Origin of the sequence: Stieleria sp. JC731 (assembly GCF_020966635.1) — a bacterium.
Classification (GTDB): domain Bacteria; phylum Planctomycetota; class Planctomycetia; order Pirellulales; family Pirellulaceae; genus Stieleria.
This window is the reverse complement of sequence record NZ_JAJKFQ010000002.1, coordinates 1,193,536-1,219,981: the sequence shown is the minus strand read 5'-3', so window position 1 is coordinate 1,219,981 and position 26,446 is coordinate 1,193,536. Positions and strand designations below refer to the sequence as shown.

Sequence of the window (26,446 nt, the reverse complement as noted above, 5' to 3'; positions counted from 1 at the left end):
TGCCGTTCGACCAACTAGAACTGTCTCGCCCCATTCACTTTCAGGAAACCAAGATGAAGTTTGCCGCCATTCGTTCTATCGCAGCTGGATTGTTGCTGATCACTGGAACTTTCGCAGGGAACGTGATTGCACAGGACGTGCCCGAGATGCCGAAACCGACCACGGAACACCAATGGCTTGACAAGTTCACGGGAAAGTGGGCTACCGACTGTTCCGCGAAGATGGGCCCTGATCAAGCCGATGTGGAATGCAAGGGACACATGACTTCGCGATCCGTTGGCGGATTTTGGGTCATCAACGAAATGAAAGGTGAGATGTCAGGAATGCCGATGATTGGTGTCCAAACGATTGGCTATGACAAAGCCAAAGGAAAGTTCGTTGGCACATGGATCGACTCGTCCAACTCGTTCATGTGGAAATACGAAGGCTCACTGAACAAGGAGAAGACAACGCTGACCTTGGAAGCCGAAGGCCCGAACTTTTTCGTCGACGGAAAGATGGCTAACTTCCGCGACATTTATGAATTCACATCCGACGATCAGTTTTTGCTGAAGTCACAGATCGAATCCGAAGACGGTCAATGGATAACATTCATGTCAGGAACGGCAACCCGACAGTCAAAGTAATCCTTTGCCGAAAATTCAACTTTGAAACCTATAGAAGGCGGCTAATAAACAGAGCCGCCGTCACTCGGCCAAGGCAAGATTGACCGAGTGGCTTTCAATGAAGCAATAAAGTCGAAACTCTATTCGACGATTTCCAGGTTCTCGTTCTTTTCCAATTCATCGAACGCGTCGTATCCGATGTTGGAGTTTGCTACGCCCAACCATTTCAGGTTTGGCAACTGGCCGAGTTTGCCGAAACCGTCGTCGGTCATCAGTTGGTTGCCCGACAGATCAATCTTGGTCAGGTTTTTGAATTTCAACATCGTGTCGACCGATTCGTCACCCAATTCGGTGTCACGAGCATCAAGCTCAGTCAGATTGGTCAAACCGCCGAGCGAGTTAAACGCTTCGTCGTTCAATTTGGTTTCCCAAAAACCGACGTAGGTTAGGCCAGTCGCTTCGGCCAAGTTCTTGAAGCCTTCCGGCTCAATGCGTCCACATTCACCCAAATCGAGGTAAGTCAATTTGGGATACTTTGCGATGATCGCCAGGGCTTCACCGGTGATCGACGTATCGCGAAGTTCCAATCGGACGATCTTGTCGCCGGTTCCCATGTCCGCGATCCCTTTGTCGGTAACAAAGCAGCCACGGATACGAACGCGTGAGAGGTTCTTGAGGTTTGCCAAGTGCTTCATGCCGTCATCGGTGATCGATGAATAGTCGACTTGAACCTGTTGCAGTGTTGGGATTTTTCCAAGCGATTCGAGGGTCGCGTTGGTCAGCGTTCGGCAGGCATTTGCATTGAAGGACTTCAATTTTAGCGCCGTTAGGTATTCAACACCGACGTCTGTGATTTGAGTTTTCTCGAATTGAACATCGACAAGCGACTTCAGCGCGACAACTTCCTTGACCGCATCGTCACCAACGGTGGTATTTCGCAGGTCGAGCATGCGAAGTTTTTGCAGTGGCTTTAGTTTGGCGAGTCCTTCTTTGGTGACGGCAACCCGACGCAAAATAAGAACTTCAAGCCCTGTGATTTTCGAAACCGACTCGAGAGCTTTGTCGGTGACGGCCGAATCGGTCAGGTCCAATCGCTTCAGTGTTTTCAGTTCGGCCAAGACTTCCAGGCCTTTGTCGTCGATTCCGGGGCCTTTGAACAAGCCTTCTTTGACGTGGTTCAGGCCGGCGAGATTGGCAAACGATTCGCTGATATCGGAGTCGCTAGCGATCCCGAAGGCCACAACATTCCCGGCGTCATCTTTGGTGAGGTCAAAACCGGCCTCTTCGAGAGCTTTTACCGCAGCGGCGTCATCTGGCTCCGGTGCCGCTTCGACGGGGCTGGCTGCTTGAGGTTCGTCGGGCGTGGGGGCTGTCGATTTGCTTCCGCATCCGCTGGTGGCGGAAACAGAAATCAATGCAGCGAGAACGACAGGACCACGTTGGCGTCGAAAAATCGATCGGATCATCAGGTTTATTCGGGGGGTGTGGGCTTACGGCGGGGTAGCTTAGGACCATGGCTAGTGCTTCGTTCCATATGAAAATACGGGTTCGCGTCATCAGCCGGCGGGCGTTAGCCCCGGTTATTGCACTGAAACCGTGGCTGGCCATACGGCTAATCCTAAAATCGAGTTGGAACGAGGCACTAGGGACCACGGTGAAGCCGATTTATTCATCCGGACCGGACATGTTGACAAATCATTCGCTCGTTGACAACGAACTGTGGCGTCAAAACGTTGTGATTTGGGCTAGAGACGGTTATTCTTTCTAGGCTGCAAAGTTAACGTCACGGTTAACGTCATTTTCGCGGACGCCGGTTCAGCACTTGCGTGCCGCCCGAATGAGAACCCATTGTCATCTTCTGAGGAATTATTGAATGACCAAGCGGACGAATCGTCGAACCTTCCTAGGGCAAACCGCAGCTGCGGGTGCCATCGGAGCGGGATACTTCACCGGCGTCTCAACAAAGCTGCACGCGCAAGACTCGGCGCTGCAAGGTCTGACCGCCGCATGTATCGGTGTCGGCGGGAAAGGCAGTAGCGACTCGAGCCACATCGCCGAACATGGCGTCAAGCTGGTCGGCCTGTGCGATGTCGATTCGATTTACCTCGACAAAAAAGCTCTCGACCATCCTAGCGCTGAAAAGTTTTCGGACTTCCGCGAAATGCTTGACAAGCTGGGTGACAAAGTTGACATCGTCACCGTCAGCACGCCTGACCACACCCACGCCGCTGCTGCCGTTCGCGCGATGCGAATGAAGAAGCACGTTTACTGCCAAAAGCCTTTGACTTGGTCCATCAGCGAAGCTCGCCTGATGCGAAAGACCGCTGAAGAAACCGGCGTTGTCACTCAGATGGGCAACCAGGGCACCAGCGAAGACGGTCTGCGTGAAGCTGTCGAAGTGATCCGCAGTGGCGCGATCGGCGACGTTTCAGAAGTTCACGTCTGGTCCAACCGACCCGTTTGGCCACAAGGTCAAGGTCGCCCTGCAGGCGAAGACCCAGTGCCGGACAGCTTGAACTGGGATGCATGGATCGGCCCAGCACCGATGCGTCCATTCAAGAAAGCCGCATACCACTCGTTCAACTGGCGTGGTTGGGTTGACTTCGGTACCGGAGCACTTGGTGACATGGCTTGCCACACCACCAACATGCCCGTCATGGCGCTGAAGCTTTGGGACCCCGTTGCCGTTACCGCGGTTAAGAACCCAGGTATCGTCGAAGGCGAAAGCTATCCCGCAAGCAGCTCGATCCTGTTCGAATTCCCAGAACGCGAAGGCCTGCCAGCTTGCAAGTTCCATTGGTACGACGGTGGCGAATTGCCATCGGACGATTTGCTTAGCCAACTGCCAGCACGTTACCAAAAGAAAATCGCCGAGCAGCGCGCCGGTGGTGGAAAGCAAAGTGGTGCGTTGGTCGTCGGTAGCAAAGGCATGCTGTTCAGCGAAAATGATTACGGCGCTCGCTACGTGTTGCTGCCACGTGATCAGTACGCTGATTACAAACTGCCTGAGCAAACGCTGCCACGTATCCCGTTCAAAGGCAACAACGACTTGCGTCAAAAATGGGAATTCGTTGCGAGCGTCAAAGGTGAATACGAGCCCGGCACGATGTCAAACTTTGGCTACGCTGGCCGCCTAACCGAAACCATCTTGGTCGGTAACTTGGCCCTGCGTGCTGGTGAAGGTCAACGCATCGAGTGGGATGCCGAAAACCTGAAGAGCACCAACACGCCAGCGGTTAATGAATTCGTTGCTCGCGAATACCGCGAAGGCTGGGAAATCTAAGTTTCTCGATAAGCCTTTGTCGAAACATCAACCAAACGGCCGCCGGATCACTCCGGCGGCCGTTTGCATTGAGAGGTTGATCGATAGGAAACTATCCTGCAGATCGCGCACTGCAAGTCGCTCAGACTCGAACCGCCTTACACCACACCGTAAGCCAACATCGCGTCGGCTACTTTCTTGAATCCGGCGATGTTCGCACCGTCAACATAGTTCACACGCCCCTGCTTGTGCCCATACTCGACACATCGGGCGTGAATATTGGCGATGATCGAACGCAACCGTTCATCAACCTCTTCGCGCGACCAACTGATTCGCATCGCGTTTTGACTTTGCTCCAATCCGCTGACAGCGACGCCGCCCGCGTTGGATGCTTTACCTGGTGCGTGCAAAACGTTGTTGTCAGCGAGCACCTTTGCCGCATCAGCCGTCAACGGCATGTTCGCACCTTCACAAACCGCGATGCAGCCAGAACGGACTAATTGCATCGCGTCACTGTCATCCATTTCGTTTTGTGTCGCACACGGCAGAGCAACATCACAGGGGACTCCCCACGGTCTTGCGTCGTGATGGTATTGAACCGAAGGAAACTCGTCCGCCAATTCAGAGATCCGGCCGCGACGTGTTTCTTTCAACTCTTTGACGAAATGTAACTGCTGCTCCGACAAGCCGTCTTTGATATGGACGAACCCTGCCGAATCGCTGAGCGTGACAACTTTCGTGCCTTTCTCGATCGCCTTTTCTGCCGCATAAAGCGCGACGTTGCCACTGCCGCTAATCGCGACACGTTTCCCTTCGAGTGCCTCGCTATGTTGGTTCAGCATGTGTTCGCAAAAGTACACACAACCATAGCCGGTCGCTTCGGTCCGCACCGCGCTTCCGCCGAACGCTAACCCTTTGCCGGTTAGCACACCGCTCCAACGGTTTTCGAGTCTCATGTATTGGCCGAACAGATAACTGATCTCTCGGCCGCCGACACCGATATCACCCGCAGGCACGTCGACGTCTTCACCGATGTGTCGATGTAACTCAGTCATCATCGACTGACAGAACCGCATCACCTCACGTTCGGATTTGCCTTTGGGGTTAAAGTTCGAACCGCCTTTGGCACCACCCATCGGCAACCCAGTCAAGCTGTTCTTAAAGATCTGCTCAAAACCTAGGAACTTTAAGACGCTCTGGGTTACCGATGGGTGAAATCGCAAACCGCCCTTGTAAGGACCCAGCGAGTGATTGAACTGCACTCGCCAGGCACGGTTTGCCCGGACGTCGCCATCGTCTGTTTCCCAGCACACCCGGAAAGTGACGATGCGGTCCGGCTCAGTAACTCGTTCAAGTATCTGTGCCTTGCGATAATGTTCGTGGTCCAGATACCAAGGCATGACCGAGGATGCGACTTCCTCGACGGCCTGATGGAATTCCTCTTCGTGCGGGTTGCGTTTCTTCAGCCCGGAAATGAATTGTTCGAGCTCTTCTTGGGCGGACATCGGGTGCCTCGTTTTGCCTTAATCACCATGTAAGGTGTACATAAACAACAATATGTTGATTATCGGCGGGTGTTGGCACCGTCTTTCTGAATGAGGGGAGTTCCTAACAAGGTACGCAGCCCGGAGTCTTCACGAGAAGCGTTTTGCCATTGATCAAATGAACCGGGCCGTTGGATTCTGTCATGATGGCGTGCTCGGCTATGATCTGAATCGATCCACGCATTTTTCCCAGCAAGACGACCGATGACTTTGCAACGCCCCAACCGGCAAGAGCTTCAAGAACAGCACAGCGCGAGCAAGATACGTGACCGCTTGAAACGGGAACATCGAGCGGACTACCTATCAGACTTGGTCTACGGCGGAATCGACGGAACTGTCACAACGTTCGCGGTCGTCTCGGGAGTCGCCGGGGCTGGGCTATCATCAGATATCGTAATCATCCTCGGGTTTGCCAACCTAATCGGTGATGGCTTCTCGATGGCCGCCAGCAACTACTTGGGCACTCGCGTCGATCAGCAACTGCATCAAAACGTTCGCGAGACTGAAAAGCACCACATCGATACCTACCCCGAAGGCGAACGAGAAGAGATTCGGCAGATCTTTGCAGCCAAGGGTTTTGAGGGTGACGACTTGGAACGCGCCGTCGAGATCATCACCCAAGATCGGAACCGCTGGATCAATACGATGCTGACGGACGAATACGGACTAAGCCTGGTTCAGCGATCGCCGATCAAAGCCGCCGTGACCACGATGGTGGCCTTCAATATCATCGGCTTTGTGCCGCTACTCGCTTTCGTGATTTCGGCAGTCGCACCGTCACTGGTCCCCGCCCCTTATCTGATCAGCACCTTACTGACCTGTGCGGCTTTCTTTTTAGTTGGCGCGATCAAATCAAAGTTTGTTGCCGAACGTTGGTACTATGCAGGGACGGAAACATTGCTTGTTGGCGGTTCCGCAGCCGGGTTGGCTTACATTGTTGGTGCTTGGCTGGCGAATATTACCAGCTAGGCTCGCTTCTGATCGGCGTTTGAAACGATAGCCGCAAACCGATAGAGCGTCTGTTGTCTCATCTTTAGGCCGGCAACTCATTCAAATACAGGCAAGCTTCGATGCCAGATCCGCGTATGGCAAATCAATCTGATCGAGTCCGTAAGGTTCAGGACCCCGTCATTCCGATCGTCGCGAAATTGGCTCGTGAAAACGCCGGCACGATTTCGCTTGGACAAGGAGTGGTGAACTACAGGCCGCCACAGCAGGTCTTTGATGCGGTAATGCATCATGCGTCCGATCCGGCGATGGACCGCTATGGTCCGGTTCTTGGTCAAGCAACGTTGCTGGAACAGTTAGGGCAAAAGCTGGCCGATGAAAACCAGATTGATCTGGACCGACAAGACGCCGTGGTGGTGTGTACTGCTGGCGCGAACATGGGCTTTTTCAATGCCGTGCTGGCCATCACCGATCCCGGCGACGAGGTCATCCTGTTGGCCCCTTTCTACTTCAATCATCAAATGGCGATTGAGCTTGCCGGGTGCAAAGCCGTGGTCGTTCAAACAGACCATCAGCGACAACCCGACGTGGCCGCGATAGCCAGCGCGATCACGTCGAAGACGCGAGCGGTCGTCACCATTTCCCCCAACAATCCCACCGGGGTCACCTACGACGAGCCGACGCTGCGGGCGATCAATAAGCTTTGCGGCGATCAAGAACTGTTCCACGTTGCCGACGAAGCTTATGAGTACTTTGTCTACGACGACACCAAGCATTTTTCGATCGGTTCAGTCGCTGAAGCAGCCCCGCATACGATTTCGATCTTCTCTTTATCAAAAGCGTACGCGATTGCCGGGTGGCGTTTCGGTTACATGGTGATTCCCAATCATCTGGTCGATGCGTTTAGCAAAATCCAAGATACCGATTTGATCTGCCCTCCACTGATCTGTCAGATTGCCGCTTCGGCAGCACTAAAGGCGGGACGCCAATGGTGCATGGATCGTATCGGCGGTTTGGCGGAGGTTCGAGATCTCGCTTTGAATAGCTTGTCTGACTTGGAAGAACGCTGCCGGATCGCGAAACCGACCGGAGCGTTCTACTTGTTTCTCGACTTGCAAACCGATCGAACCGATCGATGGTTGGTTGAACAATTGATCCTTCGCTACCGTGTGGCGGTGCTTCCCGGTAGCGCTTTCGGGGCCGAAGGATGCTCTTTGCGTGTATCGTACGGGGCACTGGACCGAGAATCAGTTGCCGAAGGGATGGGGCGGCTGAATGAAGGGCTGGCAGAGTTATTGAACGAGTAATCAAAATGAAAATCGTCGCCATTCAACTGGACATGGTTTGGGAAGACCGCCCAGCAAATCATCAACGCGTTAAAGAGTTGATGAGCAGCGCCGAAATCGACGCTGGATCTCTGGTCATCCTTCCGGAAATGTTTGAAACGGGATTCAGCATGAATCCAGACCACACGCAACAGTCGGAGCAGCGTGAGGGTGAGTCATTGCTGCGTCAGTTGGCAGCGGAGTATGACGTCGCGATGATGGGCGGCGTTGTCAATCGATATGCTGCCACAGACGCCGCGAATGAGTGTGTCGCGTTTGCCCCCGACGGTACCGAACTGGTTCGCTATCGCAAAATGCGACCGTTTTCGCTGTCTGGCGAAGGCCGTCACTACCCGGCTGGTCAATCACACCGCGTGTTTCAGTGGCAGGGTGTCAAAATCGCACCGTTTATCTGTTACGACCTTCGATTCCCTGAGATCTTTCGTGATGCGATTCGCGATGGTGCCGAACTGATTACTTTGATCGCATGTTGGCCCGGAAAGCGATCCGAACATTGGGTGCGTTTGTTACAAGCACGTGCGATCGAGAATCTTGCATGCGTGGTGGGTGTGAATCGCTGCGGCGAAGAACCCCAACTGCAATTCGATGGGCGGAGTTCTGCGTTCGACTACATGGGCAGCTGTTTATTCGAAGCCGATGACCAAGCTCAGGTCTTAAAAACCGAACTGGATATCGAAGGCCTGCGTCGATGGCGTGACAAGTTTCCGGCCCTGCGGGACATGTGAGGCACAGTCTGATCTCCAGAAAGCACTGGACTGCCGATGTGCTGGGCTGCCGATGCACTGGACTGCCGATGTGCTGGGAGACCGATGTTGGACTGCAGCTTGATCGCATGCAGACTGCACTGACAGGCAAGCCGGTTGCCTTTGCAGGAACAGTTGACCTATCTTCGAAGACTTCACTTCTACCATTTGAAACGCCGCAATGTTACTCGCTGAACCACCCGAGACCGACTACGACCTTCGATTCACCTTGTTCGGGTTTCAGATTCGAATCGCGGTGACGTTTTGGCTTGGTGCGATCGTGTTTGGGTATGATCTTGCCAAGATGGCATCGGAGTCACCGATTTTCTTCGCCGGACAGGTTGGTGTGGCACCCTTATTGGCAGCTTGGGCAGGATGCTTGCTGCTTTCGATCTTGATTCATGAGCTTGGTCATGCCTTTGCGTTTCGACGCTATGGCATCGAATCATCGATTGTGCTGTATCACTTCGGTGGCCTTGCGATTCCGCGGGGGGCCTACACGTCGGGATACTCTGGATTCAATTCAAATATCGGTGCAGGGATGGATGAAAAGCGACAATTGATCGTGTCGTTTGCCGGGCCTGCGCTGCAGATATTGTCTGCGTTGGTGGTGATCTTAGCCGTCAAAATGGCTGGTTATCACGTGTTCGCGTTCTTCATCATGCCGTCGTTCCTAGCAGATCTGCCGTGGGTTACCGAAGGCAAGTTCATGGACAACCGTGGCTTGTTAACGCTGGTCACATTCTACGTGTTCCCAAGCATTCTATGGGCCTTGTTGAACCTAGTTCCGGTTTGGCCTTTGGACGGAGGCAAGATCGCGCGCAGTTTGATCTTGTTGAACCGTGGCACGGTGATGCAGTCGCTATGGGTCAGTGTCATTACCAGCGGTGCGATCGCAGTCTATGCGCTGCAATGTCGACAACCGATGATGGCGATCTTCTTTGGGATGTTCGCCTTTAGCAGTTACCAAATGATGACTCCGATGAATAACCGTTGGTAATGAAGCCTTGATTGATGACGAAGTTGCTCGTTTGCGAAAAAAAAATTCAAAAACTTTTGTCTCGATAACCGAGTGCTACAAACATGAATCGTTGTGTTACGAACAACGATTCAAACAAGCAACAAAGGCTCGTTCGAACATGTGTTGGTAACAGACAAGCAAGCGTCTAGCGAAGCGTCGTTTGAGTTCTGTCTGGTATGCATGTGATGCGCACAACACATTGATACATCAACAGTTACGCAAACACTTGTGCGACGCTGTTGCAGACGGCGTCATTGAACATCAACGCGATCGACAACAACACTTGGACGTCGATCGATCACATCGCGATTGGACAACAAACACGTTGCGATGTGAAAGCGAAGACGTGCATGTTTGCCGCCGCATAGCAGAACTGGTCTTTCTTGCAAGCATAAAATGTGCAAAAAGATGTTGCGGAATTTGTAGCAGCGCGTACAAATACCGCAGGTTTACGTCAATTGAAATCGACTGGACGGTTGGATGACCGCTTCGATTTCAGATTGACACTTACTAGCGTATGGTGGGCCGTGGCCGGTGACTTGAATGGAAACGTTTCCAAGCAAGTCACAATGACTCACCATCGTGTTCCAATTCCGCGGAGGAATACTGTGGCCAAGAAGAAAGCAACCAAGAAGAAGGCTGCCAAGAAGAAAGCGACCAAGAAGAAGGCAGCTAAGAAGAAGTCGACTAAGAAGGTAGCAAAGAAGAAGGCGACGAAGAAAAAGTCGACCAAGAAGAAAGCTACTAAGAAAAAGGCGACCAAAAAGAAAGCGACCAAGAAAAAAGCAACCAAAAAGAAGGCTGCTAAGAAGCGTCGCTAGGTCTTCTTCCTTCGGCGCTTTGAACGTCGAGCTCAATTCATCTTGGCCACTCGGAAGTCAGCTTCCGAGTGGTTTTTTTATGCGCCGTTGGTCCGTTTGTCGGCCGCAGAATCGACCGCTGGGCGTTAGAAAGCGGTTTGCGGCAGCGTGGTCACGTAACCGACGCTAACGCGTGGCGGCTGATGGATTGGATGCAATATCAGCCGCGCGGCGTCAGCCCGCGGTTTGCAGCAGCGCATCCACTCAACCGACGCTAGCGCGTGGCGGCTGATGGGATCAAAGAACGAAAAACGATGCATACCCGCTATCAGCCGCGACGCGCCAGCGTGCGGTTCACTGCCCGGATCCGCCCCCGCCAGTAACCGCACGCTGGCGCGTGGCGGCTGATCGAAACGCAAACATCCCCCCGACTCAACAGCCCGTGACCGCCAGCGAAATTAAATTCGACGCAGGAAACGCAAAACGATTCATATCACCATCAGCCGCGCGGCGACAGCCCGCGGTTTGCAGCACAATCACTCAACCGACGCTAGCGCGTGGCGGCTCAGAAAATCGGACCACAACGTCAACCACAGGGCCATAGCCCGTGATTGGCAGCTACGTATCCACTTAACCGACGCTAGCGCGTGGCGGCTGATGGAGACGGGTGCAGTATCAGCCGCTGGGCGTTAGCCCACGGTTAACAGTAGCGTATCCACTCAACCGACGCTAACGCGTGGCGGTTGATGGAGATCAAGAACGAAAAACGATGCATACCCGCTATCAGCCGCGACGCGCCAGCGTGCGGTTCCCAGCCTGAATCCAAACCCGCCAGTAACCGCACGCTGGCGCGTGGCGGCTGATCGAAACGCAAACGTTCCCCCGACTCAACAGCCCGTGACCGCCAGCGAAATCAAATTCGACGCAGGAAACGCAAAACGATTCATATCACCATCAGCCGCGCGGCGCCAGCCCGCGGTTTGCAGCTCAATCACGTAACCGACGCTAACGCGTTGCGGCTCAGAAAATCGGACCACAACGTCTACCACAGGGCCAAAAATCGTGATTGGCAGCAGCGTATCCACTCAACCGACGCTAACGCGTTCCGGCTGATGGGGACCTGCATTGCGGTTACACCGTCCGATCTCGAACCGTTACAACGTTGGCAATGTTGGCTTTGGTGGTGCGGCGACGTTGCGTGACGCGATCGTACGCACCAATGACTGTGCGATCCTCTCAAACGGCAACCGGGCGACTTCATTGTCGGCGATCAAGGCTGGCAACCGTCCTTCATCGCATGCCTTACGAAGCTCGATATCGATCGGCAAACCGCCCAAGAACGGCACGTCCAGCGACTCTGCTTTTTCACGTGCCCCACCGGACCCGAAGATGTCATACGTCTTCCCGCAATCCGGGCATAGGAACCCACTCATGTTCTCGACAACACCTAGGATCGGGATGTTGACCTTGCGGTACATCGCGATCGCTTTGACGGCGTCGAGCAACGCGACTTCCTGCGGGGTGCAAACGACCACGCTGCCCGACAACGGCACCGCTTGGGAAAGTGTGAGCGCGACGTCACCGGTACCCGGCGGCATGTCGATGATCAGATAATCAAGCTCGCCCCATTCGGTCATACCCAAGAACTGATTGATTGAACCGTGCAGCATGGGGCCTCGCCAGATCACAGCTTGATCAGGTTCCACCAGAAAACCCATCGACATCACCGGCATCGCGGCCGCGTCACTGTCATCTCGCAATGTGATCGGTTGGATTCGCTTGTCTTCGCTAATCGCTGGACGTCCAGACAGGCCCAACAGGTGTGGCACACTGGGACCATAGACGTCGGCATCCATCAACCCGACGGTTGCTCCCAAATGCCGCAGGGCCAATGCCAACGATGCGGCGACCGAGCTTTTACCGACGCCGCCTTTGCCGCTACCGACTGCGATCACACTTTTAGCTCGCAGAGCGGTCTGTCCCACCCGCGCTGCGGGACGGGCGTGTTTGGTGACGGAAACGTTGACGGAGCAACCCGGATTGGCGGCGATGACCTTTGATTCGATGGCGTCTTGGACATCTGCTCGGATGGGCATCGAATGGGTTGATAGTCCGATTTGGACTTCGATCGTGTCACCATTGACTGTGATTTCACCGATCTGCCCCACCGACCCCATCGGTCGCCCGGTTTCGGGATCGGGATGTGAATCGAGCAGTTTACGGATCGAAGCTTCGTCAGCTGACATGGGGGTATCCGGTTGGATCAGAATCGATGCACGACAACCGCCTCAAATGTTGGCAGCGTCGTGACAAACGGTGTGTTGATTTCAAATACGTTGGCGTGGAAGACGTCCCTGCAGCGGGATAGCCACCGTCACGCATCACGCGACACCGTACAGGTTAGAGCCATTGTTTGGGCTCGAAAAGTGGAGACGCCAACCAGATCAAGGGTGTCCTAAAAGAGAGACGGCGGCAGCCCAAACGGTGGTTAGGACGATGCGGTTTTGGGACCACCGCAAACCAAAAAAAAGCGGCCTGACAATCGAGTTGCCAGGCCGCTTTCGCGTTGCACGTCTTAGAGCTAGCCATCAGACCGAAGCCCGATGTCGCTACGGTCGCATATCTCAGCGAACGAAGCGGGCGCTAGCTTGAATGACGCGTCGCTTTTGTGTCACGCTTGCACTTGGATCAACGATCGGTGCTGGAGGCATTGGAGCAGCGTCTGCAGGTGCAGCTGCTGGAGCCGCAACTGGAGCAGCGTAAGCAGGAGCTCCGCATCCGCAGCCGCTGTCGCAGCTCAGAGCGTCGCAGCCGCTGTCGCAGCAAGAGCTTTTCTTCAGGTTGCCGAACAGCTTGTGAAGCAGGCCGCCGCACTTCTTGGTGCTGCAGCAAGAGTCACATCCGCTGTCGCAGCCCATGTCGCATCCGCAAGGAGCTGGAGCGGCACAGGTTGGTTCTGCACATCCGCAAGCTGGAACTTCGCAGCCGCAAGCTGGTTCGCAGCAAGAGCTTTTCTTGCAGTTGAACAGTCCAGCCAACAGACCGCCACGCTTCTTGCTGCATCCGCAAGGAGCTTCGCAGCCGCAAGCTGGTTCAGCAGCACATCCGCATGGAGCTTCGCAGCCACATGCTGGCTCAGCAGCACATCCACAAGCAGGAGCTTCGCAGCCACATGCGGGTTCAGCAGCACAGCCGCATGCTGGGGCTTCGCAGCCACATGCTGGCTCTGCAGCGCATCCGCAAGGGGCTTCGCAGCCACATGCGGGTTCAGCAGCACAACCACAGGCTGGGGCTTCGCAGCCGCAAGCTGGCTCTGCAGCGCATCCGCAAGGAGCTTCACAGCCACATGCAGGTTCAGCGTCGCAGCAAGCGGTGTCGCAGCACGAAGAAGTGCCACAACGTCCCATAAGTTTCTCTAGCAAGTCCATCCCTTGAGTTTGGCAACAAGCCGTCGTGCCAATCACAAGAGTCAAAGTCAATAGTGTCCGGATCATCGGAACCACGTCTCCCTTCATTTACGCGGGTCGATTTGCGAAAAGCAGACGCTCGGCCTTCCCCGACTTGCCGATCAGATGCGGTCGCTGGACGAAGTTGCCGGCGATCGCACCCGAATCGCACCCTTCGAGCACGGACGGACCGCGGTGGGAAGCACAGCCCGCCGACTTCGTTCAGCTCGTTGGCATCGGTTGCGGTGGAACAACGTTTGCCAAATTTCTATGGCAAATCGATGGTTGAACGCGATGTCTGCCCTTCATCTCTCTGATGCGTCCTGTGCATCAGAGAATTTCTGGGTCGATCGTTAGCTAGCAACATTGCAGGTCACAATGATTCGCCAACCTGGATCACTACACCTATCGGATTCGGCTGCCACGGAAATCAGTGTTAGGTGCCATTTTCGATTGCTTGGAAAGCTTTGCCGCCTAGGTAGACTATCGCGAGACCGAAAGGACTTCGCACTGCAACGATTGCTCGCGTAGAAGAATTGTCGCCAACGGTATAAACTGTGAACTGAAGGCGGATTCGCTTCCCCGGAGCTGCCCGAACACCCCCAAACGACAATCCACAATCGCGATCCTGATCGCTGCGGGTTGACCGTCGCAATGATCCTCACCTGGCGTCGCATCGCCTTCACGGTAGGATTTTGAGTCTTGGTCTAAGTAGGCCGGTCTTTGCAGGAGCGGTCAGAGTGTGATTGCTGAGGGTGGTTGGAAACTGGTGGGACTCAATCGGTTCGTGTCACCAGACAACTGTGCAGGCGAAACGTCCGCGAATTGATTCCTCACCGCGATCAACTGGCATGCTCGACCCCGAAGTGTTGAATTTGACGGAACTACCTGGGGTGAATTGCCCCTGTGGGGTCGCTCGCCGAGCATTCGCCGACAGGGAAGATTTTCCAGCGACGGTTCACTTCACTCAGATTAAGTGCGACGCAAAGACGCACTATCACCGCGAACATACGGAGGTTTACGTGGTGCTCAGTTGTAACGAGGACGCGGCGATTGAATTGAATGGACAATTGCACCCCGTTCGCCCCAAAACTTCGGTATTGATTCCGCCGGGAACCCGCCATCGCGCCATCGGCGAGATGGACGTGCTGATCGTTTGCTATCCCAAATTTGATCCGCACGACGAACACTTTGACTGAAACAACCCTTGCCGGATCCACTTAGCGAATGACACTCGGCTCGACTCCCAGCTAAAATGCGTAAGCGGATCAGGTCACGTGTTCGCATTGATCCGTCCTGCCTTAACCCTCTCCCCAGTCTTTCTGTCTGACAAAATCAATGAAATTGACACTGCGAGATCGCTGGCTTTGGTCGTTAGCGAGCCTAATGCTGATGCCGGCCCTGCTATATGGCCAGTCCGCCGATTGGCCTTATTGGCGCGGCCCCAACATGGACGGCTCCGCGGAAGTCACCGGCTTGCCCGAAGATTGGGATCCCGATGGCGGCGAAGGCAGCAACGTTGTTTGGAAACGCGACGATCTGGGCGGTCCCTGCACCCCGATCGCGATGAACGGGCGGCTCTACAGTATTCAACGATACCTTCCGAGCACTTCACGCGAGGGTGAGCGAGTTGTGTGCCTGGACGCCGAATCCGGCGAAACGATCTGGGAAAACAACTACAACGTCTGGCTAAGCGATGTCCCGGCAGAGCGAATCGGTTGGTCAAGCGTCGTCGGCGATCAAGAGACCGGCAATATTTATGTGCTCGGTGCTTGTGACATCTTTCTCTGCATCGACGGAAACACCGGCGAAACCCTTTGGAAAGTTCCGCTGCATGAGCAATTCGGAATGCTGAGCACCTATGGTGGTCGGACAAACTTTCCAATCGTTCACGAAGACCTGGTAATCATCAGCGGGATCATCATCAACTGGGGGGACTACGCCAAGCCAAACCACCGTCTTTTGGCGATGGACAAGAAGACTGGCGAATTCGTTTGGTTCAGTGGTACTCGAGACCTGCCATACGATACGACCTACTCCGCACCCAGCTTGGTCACCGTCAATGGACAACGTCAGTTGATCCTCGGTTGCGGCGACGGTTCGGTTTGGGGATTCCAGCCTCGCACGGGCAAACCACTTTGGAATTACCAACTGTCACTCCGCGGTCTGTTCGCGACGCCATTGGTCGTTGGCGACATGGTGTTCTGCAGCCACAGCGAAGAAAACGCTGACGACGCGAGCGTGATGGGAGCCGTTGCCGGACTGAAGATCTCTGGCAAAGGTGACAACACCGAAGTTACCGAGATGTGGAAGCACCTCGAAGTTGTTTCCGGTTACAGCGAACCGGTCTACGTCGACGGACGTGTTTACTGGGTCGATGACCGCTGCAAAATGTGGGTCTTCGACGCCAAGACCGGTGAACCGATTGTCGAACGCAAAGCATTTGCCGGCAGCCGCCAGCGTTCTGCGTTGCTGTACGCGGACGGAAAGATCTATGTCACTACCGAAAATGGCCGCTGGGCAATCGTCGAACCCACCGAAGATGGCTTCGATGTGCTTAGCAAAGGACGTATCCGCGATACCGGTTTCGGCGCTTCACCGATCGTCGCCAACGGGAAGCTTTACATTCAAAGCACCACCGCGATGTACTGCGTTGGCAGTGGCGAAGGCAAACAAACGCAAGCCACCTTGGGCGGCAAGCTGGAACCAGAGACTCCGGTCAGCGAAGACACCGAAATCGCTCAGGTCCAAATCGTTCCTTGCGAAGCCCTTGTCCAACCGGGCCAAACCATCGAATACACGGTCAACGTGTTCAATGCCAACGGACAAAAGCTAGAAACTCCCGATGGCGTCACGATCACGGTCGATGGCAAAGCAGCCAAGATCGACGGCAACAAGCTGATCGCAAACCAAGACGCCGCCCACACCGGTGTTGATGTTGTCGCCGAAGTCAACGGCGTCAAAGGCGATGCCCGCGTACGAATCGTTCCACCATTGCCGTGGAAGTTCACCTTCGACGGGATGACCGATCCACCATTGTCATGGGTTGGTGCCCGCTATCGACACGTCATTCGTGACATCGATGGATCACCGGCATTGACCAAAGTCACCACGATTCCAAAGGGTGCACGAAGCCGCGCCTGGATGGGGCCAAGTGACCTTTCGGAATACACAATTTCCGCAGACGTTCGCGGCAAACGGATGAGCGCCCAATTGCCGGACATCGGCTTGACCGCTCACGGCTATGTGCTGGACTTGATGGGTCAAAGCCAACAATTGCAAATCCGCACTTGGTCGGCTCAGCTGCGAATGGCCGAAACTGTCGACTTCCCCTGGGAAGAGGACAAATGGTATCGAATGAAGTTCCGAGTGGACTTGGAAAGCGAAGGTGCGGCGACCGTTGCCGTCCTGCGTGGAAAGGTCTGGCCTCGTGACGAAGAAGAGCCCAAAGATTGGACGGTCACAGCTCGTGATGAATCGCCCAACTTGGCTTCAAGCCCCGGATTGTACGGCAACGCAAAAGTCGCCGAACTGTACTTGGACAACATCGAAGTCGTCGCCAACGATGACAGCGAATAACCCTGCCTGAATGAAAATGAGATCGCGGCGCCAATCGCGGCGCCGCTTTTGCAGCGTTCTGTTTCCAACTGAGCCCTTCGACAATCGAACGGCACCGAAACCAACGCTCCCCACCCTCCCTCAATAAACTCGGTCCCTCGACCCCATAATCGCAATGCGAAAAAACGAACTTTCAGCGTTCTCGATGATTGTCGCGGCCTTCGTGCTCGGCAGCATCACCGCCGCCGCGACCAGTGGATGTAAACCACCCACCGCTGTCCCGCGTGCCGCGTCGGACAATGCCACCTTCGACGACACTCTTAGCAACACCACCGGCGACAACGTGACTGCCGATGATGGTGTCGCTTCCGAAACACCGATCACCCAGGTTGAACCACCAACCCTGATCGCACCGGCTGCCGAAGTACCAGTGGAAGCGAAGGTCGCCGAAGCTGAAATGAAAGAAGAACCCGCTGCCGAAGAAGCTCCGGCGGAAACCGCCAGCGAAGAACCCGCGTCCGTACCGGCCGCGAAGATCGCAGCGAAGCCAGCGAAGCCAGCTGAGCCGGCCGCCGCCGAAGCGGCACCTGCCACGACCGAAGCGACCACTCTGGTCAATGAAACCACGTCTCCCGAAGATGTGCTTTCGGCCGGTGGTGACTGGCCACAGTGGGGTGGTTCTCGATTGAAGAACAACGTCCCCGGCGTCACCGGATTGCCACAAGAATGGAACATCGGCAAGTTCGATCGTCGTAGCGGCGAATGGGACAAGTCGAAAGCCGAAAACATTGCCTGGTATGCCAACCTCGGTAGCCAAACCTACGGAAATCCCGTCGTCGCCGACGGCCGTGTGTATGTCGGAACCAACAACGGTGCCGGTCACCTGAAACGCTACCCACCTCAAGTTGACTTGGGTTGCTTGCTGGCGTTCTCAGAAACCGACGGATCGTTCCTGTGGCAACATAGCAGCGAAAAACTGATCACCGGTCGTGTCCACGATTGGCCTCTGCAAGGCATCTGCTGTGCACCGCTGGTCGAAGGCAAACGCCTGTGGTTCGTCACCAACCGCGGTGAAGTCCGTTGCTTGGACACCGAAGGCTACTATGACGACGAAGATGATGGCCCTGTCACCGCCGAAACCGCTCGCGTCACCGACATCGCCCTGGCATCTGATGCCGGTAAGGCGGCGATGGCTGGCTTCAGCGAAGGTAAGCTTTCCGAAAGCGTTCTAGAAGCTCTCGAAAACGCGGGTGAAGCCGTCGAAGGCGATACCAAAGTCGAAGTGGTCACCGAAGGATCTGCATGGACCGCGACGGGTAACTTCAACGGTGTCGATCGCACCCTTTCGATCAAGAAAGCTGGCCCCAACGTCAGCATTTTCAAAAAGCTTGGTGTTCACGACAAACGTGATGCTGACACCATCTGGATCTTCAACATGATGGATCAGCTTTACACCAGCCAGCACAACATGTGTTCGTGCAGTGTCACCAGCTACGGTGATTACCTGTTCGTCAACACCAGCAACGGTTTGGACGAATCGCACATCAACTTGCCATCGCCTGATGCCCCCACGTTCATCTGTCTGAACAAGAACACCGGTGAACTGCTGTGGCAAGATTCATCGCCCGGAACGAACATTCTGCACGGACAATGGTCCAGCCCCGCGGTTGCTGTGTTGGGCGGTGTACCACAGGTCCTGTTCGCCGGTGGCGACGGATGGTTGTACAGTTTTGAAGCGGGTCCCGGTAAAGACGGCAAAGGCGTTTTGTTGTGGAAGTTCGATGCCAACCCGAAAGAATCGAAATGGGTTCTCGGTGGTGAAGGCACGCGTAACAACATCATCGCGACGCCAGTGATTTACAACGACCTCGTCTATGTCGCTGTCGGCCAAGACCCCGAGCACGGTGAAGGCGAAGGCCACTTCTGGTGCATCGACCCGACCAAACGTGGAAACGTTTCGCCTCAATTGGCGATGAAGGTCGAAGGTGACAACCGCGTCGAAATCCCACACAAACGGATTCAAGCGGTCGAACCAGAAAAGAGCGAGATTGCTGTCGACAACCCGAACTCGGCTGTGGTCTGGCACTACTCGATTGCGGACACCAACGAAGACGGTGAAATCGACTTCGAGGAAGAAATGCACCGCACGATCGGCACCGCCGCGATCAAAGACGACTTGATCTACGTTGCTGACTTTTCCGGTTTGCTGCACTGTCTTGACGCTCGCGGCGAAAACGGACAAGCCAAGGTTTACTTCACCTACGATATGTTGGCCCAAAGCTGGGGAAGCCCCTTGATCGCTGACGGTCATGTCTACGTCGGTGACGAAGACGGCGACGTCGCTGTGTTCCAATTCGGATCGCAATACAACGAACCGATGGATGAGATCAACATGGGCAGCAGTGTCTACAGCACACCGATTGCCGCCAACGGACGGATCTACATCAGCACGAAGGATAAATTGTTCGCCATTGAAGCTTCGGAAGAAAAATGACGAAGACGGTTGTCGACTGCGGTAATTGTGGTCCAGACTTTCACGCCATTCGTCAGTTTATGACGTCAAACTTCGATGCGGTTGTCATCCAAACCCATGGTGCCGATGATACCCTCGAAGTCATGCGTAAACGTCAAGTTGACTTGGTGACGGTGAACCGCAAATTGGATCGGGACTATACCGATGGCATTGATGTGGTGAAAATAATCAAAGCCGACAATGAAGTTGGCCAAACACCCGTCATGTTGGTCACCAACTACGACGAACATCAACAGGCAGCCGTGGCTGCCGGTGGTGTTCTGGGTTTCGGAAAACTCTCACTGCGAGACCCCGAAACTGTTGAACTGCTCCAGCCCTATTTGGGATCATGAATAGCCCGTTTCGAAAAATGCTGTCCGCCAAAATCCACCGCGCCACCATCACGGGCGCGGATTTGGATTACGAAGGCAGCATCACGATCCCACCCGATCTGCTGGAAGCCTCCGGGATTGTGCCTTACGAGTCCGTGTACGTGTGGAATGTCACACGCGGCAGTCGCTTGGAAACCTACGCGATCACCGGCGAATCTGGGTCTCGTGACATCTGTGCCAATGGTGCCGCCGCCCACCTAATTCAACCGGGCGACAAAGTCATCATTGCCAGCTATGGCTACGTTCCTGAAGACCAAGTGAAAGCCCATCGGCCCCGTTTGGTTTTCGTTGACGATCAAAATCAGATCGCCCACCTGGGACCAGAGATTCCGGGACCCAATCGGCGTCTGTCAGAACCCTGTCGTTCCTGAACCACGACAAGCGGTTTGTAGGACAGATCTTTGAATCATCCATCAGCTATCTTGATTGTTGCGGTCACGGTCGGACTCCTTGCCGGGGGATTGTTGGGGGCTCAACCAAGTGTCAACGGAATGTTGGGCAAAAGTGTCGCGCATCCGTTGCAGGCGTCGTTCATATCGTTTGCCTGCGGTACGGCAATTCTGTTCCTGCTGACACTGCTGATCGGCGGTGGTTTCCCACCTCGGTTTTTGACTTCACCTGCACAGCTCCCTTGGTGGATTTGGACCGGTGGTGCGATCGGCGTTGTGATGGTCTCGACATCGTTGCTGCTCGTTCCACGCGTTGGCTCGCTGCCCTGGTTTGCCGCCGTGATGACTGGCCAAACGATCGCCGCATTGTTTCTTGATCACTTCGGATTGTTAGGGAATCCCAAGTCGCCGGTTTCGATTTTACGTCTATTGGGAACTTTCTTTTTAGTTTTAGGCGTTTTGGTAATCGTCGGTGCGAAGCAGATGGAACAGAATCGAGTGCCGACGAATGTTCCAACTGAGACTGACCAGTGACGGTGTCGAATTTCGATGTCTGACAACGAACCCGATTCACAAACGTCTGATACCCAACCGGCATCGCTCGATGACGTTTGGAAAACGTTCGGAAACCAACTGCGACGTCGTGCACGTACACGACTTCGACAATACGGTTTGACTGGCCAAACCGAGTCGATGGATATCTGTAACGAAGTCATGGTCGACTTGGCACGCCGCAGCGATGCAGACCAACTGACCGCCGAAGATATCTTGAGCTACATCTTGCGAGCGATCGACAACGAAGTTGTCGATACGTTTCGCACCTTGGCCAGGCACTGCCGAGACTTTCGTCGCAACGAAGCCACACCCGTTGAAGACATCAAACTACGCACCGATCAAACTTCACCAAGCCAAGTCGCGCTGCGAAGAGAGGTCGCCGATCGCGTCCGTGCGATTCTAGGAGAACACGATGCCATCGCGGTCGACATGATGTTGGAAAACCGGGATTGGAGCGAGATTGGTGAACGTCTCGGCATCAAAGCCGATACCGCTCGGATGCGTGTGCGAAGGGCGCTGCAACGTGTCCGTGACGAGATCGGTATCCGGGAGATGGACGGATGACCGATGGGATGACGGCCCCCGACCACGATTCTTCTAGCGATCCTTTCGAAGATAGCCGCGTTTCGATCGATGAACTGGGAACGTGGCTGAAACGGATTCGCGCCGAAAACCCATCCGCCCCACTGATCCAACTGTTGGAAGATTGCGAAGTTGGCCGAGACATGCTTGTCGACTTGGCCGCTTTAGACCTAATGCTCAGCTGGCGCCGTGGATATCGAACTGCCACGGAAGAATACCTACGTCAATTCCCGCTTCTTGCCGAATCAGAATCCAGCGTCCTCGATCTAATCGACGCGGAAATGTGTATACGCCGGGAATTGAAAGAGCAGGTCGATATCGTCGAACTGACAAATCGATTCCCGAAGTTCGCCGACCCGATTCGGCAGCTTGCCTATTTGGATGGTTCGGCCAACCATGCGGGCTTTTCCAATAGCGAACCTCTTCGCAAGCCAAACGTTCAGCCGATTGCGGATTCGCAAATCAGCACTGCGGCACCAAAGCCTATCTCCGAGCCACAAAGTGGTGGCTCAAGCGGGTTCGAATTAGAGCGAGACTTAACAATCGCTGGAGCCGGCGTTGTCAAACCGAACTCGCCGTTTCCAGAAGACGGACACCAACGCGAAGATTCAATCGACGTCCCGATTCCGATCCGACCGCCGGACTGGATGGCAAGCGCCAAGTGCATCGCTTCCACGATTAGCCCGCTAGGCAGAAGCTGGCTTGTCAAAGGACGCGATACGAATCGAGGCGATTTTGTCGCGATGAAAGTCATTCCGTTTCCGATCACTGCTGATGCTTTGCAGAAGACTCGAATTTTGGATCTGTGTGAACAGGCCAGCAACGTTTCACATCCATGTTGGGACGCACCGCGGATCGCCGCGATGAACCGAACGCACTTGGCGGTGGTTCGGCCCTGGGTCTTTGGGACGCTACTGTCCGAATACGACCATGATCCCACGCGATCAATCAACGACCGGCTGACAATCTATGTACGCGTTGCCTATGCATTGGCGGCGGCGCATCGTACCGGAGCCACTCATGGATCGATCACGCCCAGCAATGTTGTTATCGGACATGATGGTGAAACCCGATTGATCGATGCGGCGTCTAGTTTGAATGGCTGGCGACGCTACTTTGCGACTTGGGACAACGACTTGTCAAAAACACTTCCTCGTCGAATCGAAATCGATGTCCGCTCGTTGCTTCAATTGATTGCCAATTCCTTCATCGCCAACCATCGTGTCAATTGGATCGATTCGCTTTGCGACAAGATTGACCTTTCGGATTCAGAAGCAAGTGCCGCTCTGGGTGAACGATTGCAATCGATGCTCGACCATCCGCCCGAATCGAAACGCCGTTGGTGGCCTCGGCCCAAGCACTGATCAACCTATTACAGTGAATCCATCGCGGCCTTGCGAATCAAATCTAGTTCGACAGCACGAACGATTTCGCTGGGGGCTAGAGAGTTCAGTGGGACTTCATGAATAGAGCCCGATTGGTGTTTAAGACGTACCGTTGTCTGATCGCGAATTTCAATGAACTTCGCTGACAGTTCGTCACCGCTTTGGTGATCTGTCCATGAATAGAGCTCGTCTGTATTGCTCAGGTCGTCTGCCACTTCCGATTGCTGTTTGATTTCCGGGATGTCTGGCAAACCGTTGGGAACGATTTCGCCTGCGTTTCGACTTCCGATCGCACCCCACAGTCCGTAGGGACTTTCCGAATCAGGTTGGGCGTACCCTTCACCGCTAGCGACGCCAGCCACATCAAGATCACCGGTATCAATTCTGTCGGTGATGAATCGAACCGCCCCATCGGCGAGCGCGATATGAACTCCATCAGGGTGAAGGCTACTCGCCGAGACGACGGGGTCGATCGCTCCAAAAGGCGACGTACAAGATGGCGAATTGGGTGGTAGCACGGTTTGAAACCCGGTCAACAATGGCCACCCATCGCTCCACCTCGCGCCGCGACCAAACTTCCAAAACTGTCGATCTTCCTTTTGTGCAGCTTCAATGCAAAGCGAAGGTTGCTTGCTTAGACCTTGAACGTTGCGGACGATCTCGCTCTGGCCGTCAAGACGACGCAGGCTGGCGATCGTCTCCGAGTAAATCACCGTGTTGGATAGCCCATCGGTGCAATCACTTAGTCGAATCGAACGCCCGGTGACAAACATGCCTCGATTTGACGCGTTGCGTTGCCGCACGAGGTCTCGCATCAACGGATCCGATAAATCAAGGATTTCACCCTGCATCGTTGTCGAATCACCAAAGCATGCGACATAGCTCGTCACGGTCAGTTTTCGTTCTGGCTCGCGCAACGACGTAACGACCTGAGATTCCCTATTTAGAACACTCGCCGAGGTCGGACAAAGATAAACTTCCGGCGCCATTGCCCAAGGCGGATAGCGTTCCGGGTTGAATGTCGGAGTCGGCCCCATCGGTGGAAAGGACATTCCGTTTTCGGTGTTCAAAGGCGATGCGATGATCTCCCATGTTTTGGTGTGACCGATGAACGGCAACAGTCCGACCAACGGTCCCAAACGTCCTTGGTTGCTTTTGGAGGGATCCTGTCCCGACCAGGTGCCACCGGTTCCCGGCGGAAGCCGCTTGAAGGCATTGGAATAGTTATGAAGCCCCGATGTGATCTCTCGTAAGTGATCTGCACAAACAGACGAACGTGTCGATTCACGCTGGCTGATCAATTGACGCGGTAACATTGCGACAAGAATCAAACCGAAAATCAGCATTGCCAACGCGTTTGCCGGTCGATTCGATTCCCGTTTCATAATTTGGTCAATCGCTTGCCCGCGAAACTTGCGCCTATTGATGTGCCGACGTCGCGTTAGATAACGGACGACTTAACAGCTGATTTTAGAGCCCCGTCACAAACCACGTTCCTTCAAGGAAAGTCATCAACAGAGCCGGAGCATTATCTTGAGTGTTGGCTTTGAATTCGACGGAAAACCCTTTTTCAGTCGCCTGCATCTCGATATCACCACTTTCGATTGATCGGATCGCTTCATCAAGAACCTGAATCAAAACACCACGGCGTCGGGACACACGGTCAGAGATTTCTTTGGTCTGCTCGGCTGATACAGGCTGAGGATGGTAGAAGCGTTTTAAAAAGTCGCTGAACTGTTTTTTCTCAAGCAACGCGATGGCTTCCACCAACCGGGGGCGCAGCGAATCGATCGCGGCCTCACGATTCCCTTTGCGATTCTGCACAATTTGATACGCATCTTTCGACGCAAAATCGGTCAGCACAAACTCCGCTGTCTTTCCATCTGGCAATCGCATCGAAACATTCCCCGCGTCGTCGCAAGATACCAACCACCCGACGACCGTCTTACCCTCAGCGGCGAGCTTCCAGGTTTTAGGTGGCAACTTGACAGACGCTGGGTCTGTTGGGCTAGCAGCATCGTCCACCGAGACTGGCGGCTCTGAATCGGGTCGCTTCACGGTGCTAGAGGGAACAGTGTCTTCGGGGCCCGTGTTTGCGGGGTTTGGCGCGACAGGTGGCTCCAACATTACTGGTTGTTTTTCGCGATCGCCTGATGGATCCTTTTCTGCCTCGGGCGGCGTCATGGGAATTGGCTTAGACGTTTCTTGGTGCGGTTCAGGTTCTGTGGGTGTCTTCGCGGGCTGATCGGTAGGAAGCTCTTTGAATGATTGCATTGCCTCTCTGGAAACCGACTCCCTGGAACCTCGTGTCCCCATCGCCCCCCAGACGCCATAAGGGCTGCCCCTTCCGGGACGCAATAGCTTCGCACCGGCCATGGGTCCCTTTGCGATCCCGACGCTAGGGCTAGTGGAATCACCGACATCGACGGATGCACTGACGAATCCAATTCTCCCATCCGCGAACGCAACGTGGACTCCGCTACCGTGAAAGCTGGACGCAGACATCACACAGGTGTGTTCGCCCAAGTCGGACGTTGCCGAAGGTGAGTTCGGTGGCAAGATCGTTTGAAAGCCCGTTGATCTTAGAAGCCCGGAACACCAAAGTGAATCACGTCCTTTCGGCCAAAGCTGGCTTTGCGGGTATCGCTTTAATGCCAACGAAGGATTCAACGGCAACTGCTTGATATCCTTCGCAACGGCTGGGCCTTCAATCTTGGCTTCCGCAAACATCAACGTGTTCGAAGTCCCATCGATGACATCGCGAATCCGGACGACCCTTTCACGGGCAAAGACACCTCGGTGGGCTGCCAAGGTTGCCGTGATCTGTTGAAAATCGGATGTCGAATAGCCACACAGATCACCAGCCAAGTAAACCGCGTCGCCGTAGTTGAGCACATAGCTGATCGCCATCGGCATGTCATCGTGATATGGATCATCAGGACACACCAATTCACTCGGTCGCATTGACCAGGGCTCGTAAACCGCCGGGTCATAACTCGGCACGGGCCCCATCACGGGAAACGAAACCCCGTCCTTTTCGAAGGGAGCGGTCAACTTGTCGTAGACGTCGACGTGTTCATAAAACGGCAACATCGCGACGAAGGCACCCAAACGAAGATCGTTTCCTTTCGTCGGATCTTTACCACCCGGTGTCGTCCCACCGGCACCAGTAGGATACTGGCGATGGGCAGAGTGGTAGTTCAGCGAGGCGAGCGCCAACTTGCTGAGGTTCTGTTGACAGTCCACGGCCCGAGCAGTCGAGCGTCGACGCAACGTGCCCATCGAAAGGATCGAAATCAGCGCCATCCCGACTGCCAGCAACACGATGCAGTCGATCTGACGAAAATAGCCTTTCATG

The 26,446-nt window shown here is 54.7% G+C and carries 21 protein-coding genes; 15 read left to right on the top strand and 6 right to left on the bottom strand.

Annotated elements, in window-relative coordinates; genetic code table 11:
- Nucleotides 1-53: 53 nt before the first annotated feature.
- Nucleotides 54-626 (top strand): DUF1579 domain-containing protein, encoded by a 573-nt coding sequence (locus tag LOC67_RS10220; RefSeq protein ID WP_230262496.1) that lies wholly within the window; start codon nt 54-56, stop codon nt 624-626.
- 119 nt (nt 627-745) lie between these two features.
- Here LOC67_RS10220 and LOC67_RS10215 read toward each other — a convergent pair whose 3' ends face one another.
- Nucleotides 746-2,071 carry an adenylate cyclase gene (locus LOC67_RS10215; RefSeq protein ID WP_230262495.1) on the bottom strand — a complete coding sequence of 442 codons (1,326 nt, stop codon included), beginning with the start codon at nt 2,069-2,071 and terminating at the stop codon, nt 746-748.
- A gap of 407 nt (nt 2,072-2,478) precedes the next feature.
- Here LOC67_RS10215 and LOC67_RS10210 point away from each other — a divergent pair, with 407 nt between their 5' ends.
- Nucleotides 2,479-3,888, top strand: a complete 1,410-nt coding sequence (locus LOC67_RS10210; protein WP_230262494.1) for a Gfo/Idh/MocA family protein — start codon at nt 2,479-2,481, stop codon at nt 3,886-3,888.
- A gap of 137 nt (nt 3,889-4,025) precedes the next feature.
- On the opposite strand, the gene gdhA is transcribed toward LOC67_RS10210, so the two are convergent.
- Complete coding sequence (gene gdhA / locus LOC67_RS10205) at nt 4,026-5,372, bottom strand: NADP-specific glutamate dehydrogenase (protein WP_230262493.1); 1,347 nt, start codon at nt 5,370-5,372, stop codon at nt 4,026-4,028.
- Nucleotides 5,373-5,615: 243 nt separating this feature from the next.
- On the opposite strand from gdhA, the gene LOC67_RS10200 reads away from it, so the two are divergent.
- From LOC67_RS10200 to LOC67_RS10180, 5 genes are all read left to right on the top strand, one after another.
- Complete coding sequence (locus LOC67_RS10200; RefSeq protein ID WP_230262492.1) at nt 5,616-6,380, top strand: VIT1/CCC1 transporter family protein; 765 nt, start codon at nt 5,616-5,618, stop codon at nt 6,378-6,380.
- A 116-nt stretch (nt 6,381-6,496) separates the two neighbouring features.
- Nucleotides 6,497-7,666, top strand: coding sequence for a pyridoxal phosphate-dependent aminotransferase (locus LOC67_RS10195; RefSeq protein ID WP_230262491.1), 1,170 nt, complete (start codon nt 6,497-6,499; stop codon nt 7,664-7,666).
- A gap of 5 nt (nt 7,667-7,671) precedes the next feature.
- Entirely contained in the window at nt 7,672-8,430 is a 759-nt protein-coding gene (locus tag LOC67_RS10190; protein WP_230262490.1) for a nitrilase-related carbon-nitrogen hydrolase, read from the top strand.
- A 199-nt stretch (nt 8,431-8,629) separates the two neighbouring features.
- On the top strand, nt 8,630-9,448 hold the full coding sequence (locus LOC67_RS10185) for a metalloprotease (RefSeq protein ID WP_230262489.1): 819 nt from the start codon (nt 8,630-8,632) through the stop codon (nt 9,446-9,448).
- A gap of 419 nt (nt 9,449-9,867) precedes the next feature.
- Complete coding sequence (locus LOC67_RS10180) at nt 9,868-10,290, top strand: hypothetical protein (RefSeq protein ID WP_230262488.1); 423 nt, start codon at nt 9,868-9,870, stop codon at nt 10,288-10,290.
- Nucleotides 10,291-11,423: 1,133 nt separating this feature from the next.
- Here the strand turns inward: LOC67_RS10180 and LOC67_RS10175 are convergent.
- Both LOC67_RS10175 and LOC67_RS10170 read right to left on the bottom strand, forming a co-directional pair.
- Nucleotides 11,424-12,515: an Mrp/NBP35 family ATP-binding protein gene (locus LOC67_RS10175; RefSeq protein WP_230262487.1), complete on the bottom strand. Its 1,092-nt coding sequence runs from the start codon at nt 12,513-12,515 to the stop codon at nt 11,424-11,426.
- Between the two features lie 590 nt (nt 12,516-13,105).
- Nucleotides 13,106-13,666 (bottom strand): hypothetical protein, encoded by a 561-nt coding sequence (locus LOC67_RS10170; protein WP_230262486.1) that lies wholly within the window; start codon nt 13,664-13,666, stop codon nt 13,106-13,108.
- Nucleotides 13,667-14,566: 900 nt separating this feature from the next.
- Here LOC67_RS10170 and LOC67_RS10165 point away from each other — a divergent pair.
- The 8 genes from LOC67_RS10165 to LOC67_RS10130 all read left to right on the top strand — a co-directional run bounded on the left by LOC67_RS10165 (nt 14,567) and on the right by LOC67_RS10130 (nt 23,067).
- Nucleotides 14,567-14,914 carry a cupin domain-containing protein gene (locus LOC67_RS10165; protein ID WP_230262485.1) on the top strand — a complete coding sequence of 116 codons (348 nt, stop codon included), beginning with the start codon at nt 14,567-14,569 and terminating at the stop codon, nt 14,912-14,914.
- Nucleotides 14,915-15,107: 193 nt separating this feature from the next.
- A complete protein-coding gene (locus tag LOC67_RS10160; protein WP_230262484.1) occupies nt 15,108-17,294 on the top strand; it encodes a PQQ-binding-like beta-propeller repeat protein in 2,187 nt (728 codons plus the stop codon).
- A gap of 154 nt (nt 17,295-17,448) precedes the next feature.
- Complete coding sequence (locus tag LOC67_RS10155; RefSeq protein WP_230262483.1) at nt 17,449-19,767, top strand: PQQ-binding-like beta-propeller repeat protein; 2,319 nt, start codon at nt 17,449-17,451, stop codon at nt 19,765-19,767.
- Nucleotides 19,764-20,138: a response regulator gene (locus LOC67_RS10150; RefSeq protein WP_230262482.1), complete on the top strand. Its 375-nt coding sequence runs from the start codon at nt 19,764-19,766 to the stop codon at nt 20,136-20,138. The genes LOC67_RS10155 and LOC67_RS10150 overlap by 4 nt, the downstream gene beginning before the upstream one ends.
- Complete coding sequence (gene panD / locus LOC67_RS10145) at nt 20,135-20,548, top strand: aspartate 1-decarboxylase (protein WP_230262481.1); 414 nt, start codon at nt 20,135-20,137, stop codon at nt 20,546-20,548. Before LOC67_RS10150 ends, panD begins: the two co-directional genes overlap by 4 nt.
- A gap of 30 nt (nt 20,549-20,578) precedes the next feature.
- Entirely contained in the window at nt 20,579-21,100 is a 522-nt protein-coding gene (locus LOC67_RS10140) for a DMT family transporter (RefSeq protein ID WP_230262480.1), read from the top strand.
- Between the two features lie 15 nt (nt 21,101-21,115).
- A complete protein-coding gene (locus LOC67_RS10135; protein ID WP_230262479.1) occupies nt 21,116-21,685 on the top strand; it encodes an RNA polymerase sigma factor in 570 nt (189 codons plus the stop codon).
- Nucleotides 21,686-21,693: 8 nt separating this feature from the next.
- Nucleotides 21,694-23,067, top strand: coding sequence for a hypothetical protein (locus tag LOC67_RS10130; RefSeq protein ID WP_230262478.1), 1,374 nt, complete (start codon nt 21,694-21,696; stop codon nt 23,065-23,067).
- An 8-nt stretch (nt 23,068-23,075) separates the two neighbouring features.
- Here LOC67_RS10130 and LOC67_RS10125 read toward each other — a convergent pair whose 3' ends face one another.
- Both LOC67_RS10125 and LOC67_RS10120 read right to left on the bottom strand, forming a co-directional pair.
- Nucleotides 23,076-24,473, bottom strand: a complete 1,398-nt coding sequence (locus LOC67_RS10125; protein ID WP_230262477.1) for a DUF1559 domain-containing protein — start codon at nt 24,471-24,473, stop codon at nt 23,076-23,078.
- An 85-nt stretch (nt 24,474-24,558) separates the two neighbouring features.
- Entirely contained in the window at nt 24,559-26,445 is a 1,887-nt protein-coding gene (locus LOC67_RS10120) for a DUF1559 domain-containing protein (protein WP_230262476.1), read from the bottom strand.
- Nucleotide 26,446 lies beyond the last annotated feature (1 nt).

Excerpts from the sequence above, each read along its gene's own strand:
- LOC67_RS10120 (WP_230262476.1), bottom strand. The coding sequence starts at position 26,445 with ATGAAAGGCTATTTTCGTCAGATCGACTGCATCGTGTTGCTGGCAGTC.
- LOC67_RS10155 (WP_230262483.1), top strand. The coding sequence starts at position 17,449 with ATGCGAAAAAACGAACTTTCAGCGTTCTCGATGATTGTCGCGGCCTTC.
- LOC67_RS10195 (WP_230262491.1), top strand. The coding sequence starts at position 6,497 with ATGGCAAATCAATCTGATCGAGTCCGTAAGGTTCAGGACCCCGTCATT.
- LOC67_RS10150 (WP_230262482.1), top strand. The coding sequence starts at position 19,764 with ATGACGAAGACGGTTGTCGACTGCGGTAATTGTGGTCCAGACTTTCAC.
- LOC67_RS10215 (WP_230262495.1), bottom strand. The coding sequence starts at position 2,071 with ATGATCCGATCGATTTTTCGACGCCAACGTGGTCCTGTCGTTCTCGCT.
- LOC67_RS10160 (WP_230262484.1), top strand. The coding sequence starts at position 15,108 with ATGCCGGCCCTGCTATATGGCCAGTCCGCCGATTGGCCTTATTGGCGC.
- gdhA (WP_230262493.1), bottom strand. The coding sequence starts at position 5,372 with ATGTCCGCCCAAGAAGAGCTCGAACAATTCATTTCCGGGCTGAAGAAA.
- LOC67_RS10175 (WP_230262487.1), bottom strand. The coding sequence starts at position 12,515 with ATGTCAGCTGACGAAGCTTCGATCCGTAAACTGCTCGATTCACATCCC.
- LOC67_RS10190 (WP_230262490.1), top strand. The coding sequence starts at position 7,672 with ATGAAAATCGTCGCCATTCAACTGGACATGGTTTGGGAAGACCGCCCA.
- LOC67_RS10130 (WP_230262478.1), top strand. The coding sequence starts at position 21,694 with ATGACGGCCCCCGACCACGATTCTTCTAGCGATCCTTTCGAAGATAGC.
- LOC67_RS10125 (WP_230262477.1), bottom strand. The coding sequence starts at position 24,473 with ATGAAACGGGAATCGAATCGACCGGCAAACGCGTTGGCAATGCTGATT.
- LOC67_RS10210 (WP_230262494.1), top strand. The coding sequence starts at position 2,479 with ATGACCAAGCGGACGAATCGTCGAACCTTCCTAGGGCAAACCGCAGCT.
- LOC67_RS10220 (WP_230262496.1), top strand. The coding sequence starts at position 54 with ATGAAGTTTGCCGCCATTCGTTCTATCGCAGCTGGATTGTTGCTGATC.
- LOC67_RS10200 (WP_230262492.1), top strand. The coding sequence starts at position 5,616 with ATGACTTTGCAACGCCCCAACCGGCAAGAGCTTCAAGAACAGCACAGC.
- LOC67_RS10135 (WP_230262479.1), top strand. The coding sequence starts at position 21,116 with ATGTCTGACAACGAACCCGATTCACAAACGTCTGATACCCAACCGGCA.
- panD (WP_230262481.1), top strand. The coding sequence starts at position 20,135 with ATGAATAGCCCGTTTCGAAAAATGCTGTCCGCCAAAATCCACCGCGCC.
- LOC67_RS10185 (WP_230262489.1), top strand. The coding sequence starts at position 8,630 with ATGTTACTCGCTGAACCACCCGAGACCGACTACGACCTTCGATTCACC.
- LOC67_RS10165 (WP_230262485.1), top strand. The coding sequence starts at position 14,567 with ATGCTCGACCCCGAAGTGTTGAATTTGACGGAACTACCTGGGGTGAAT.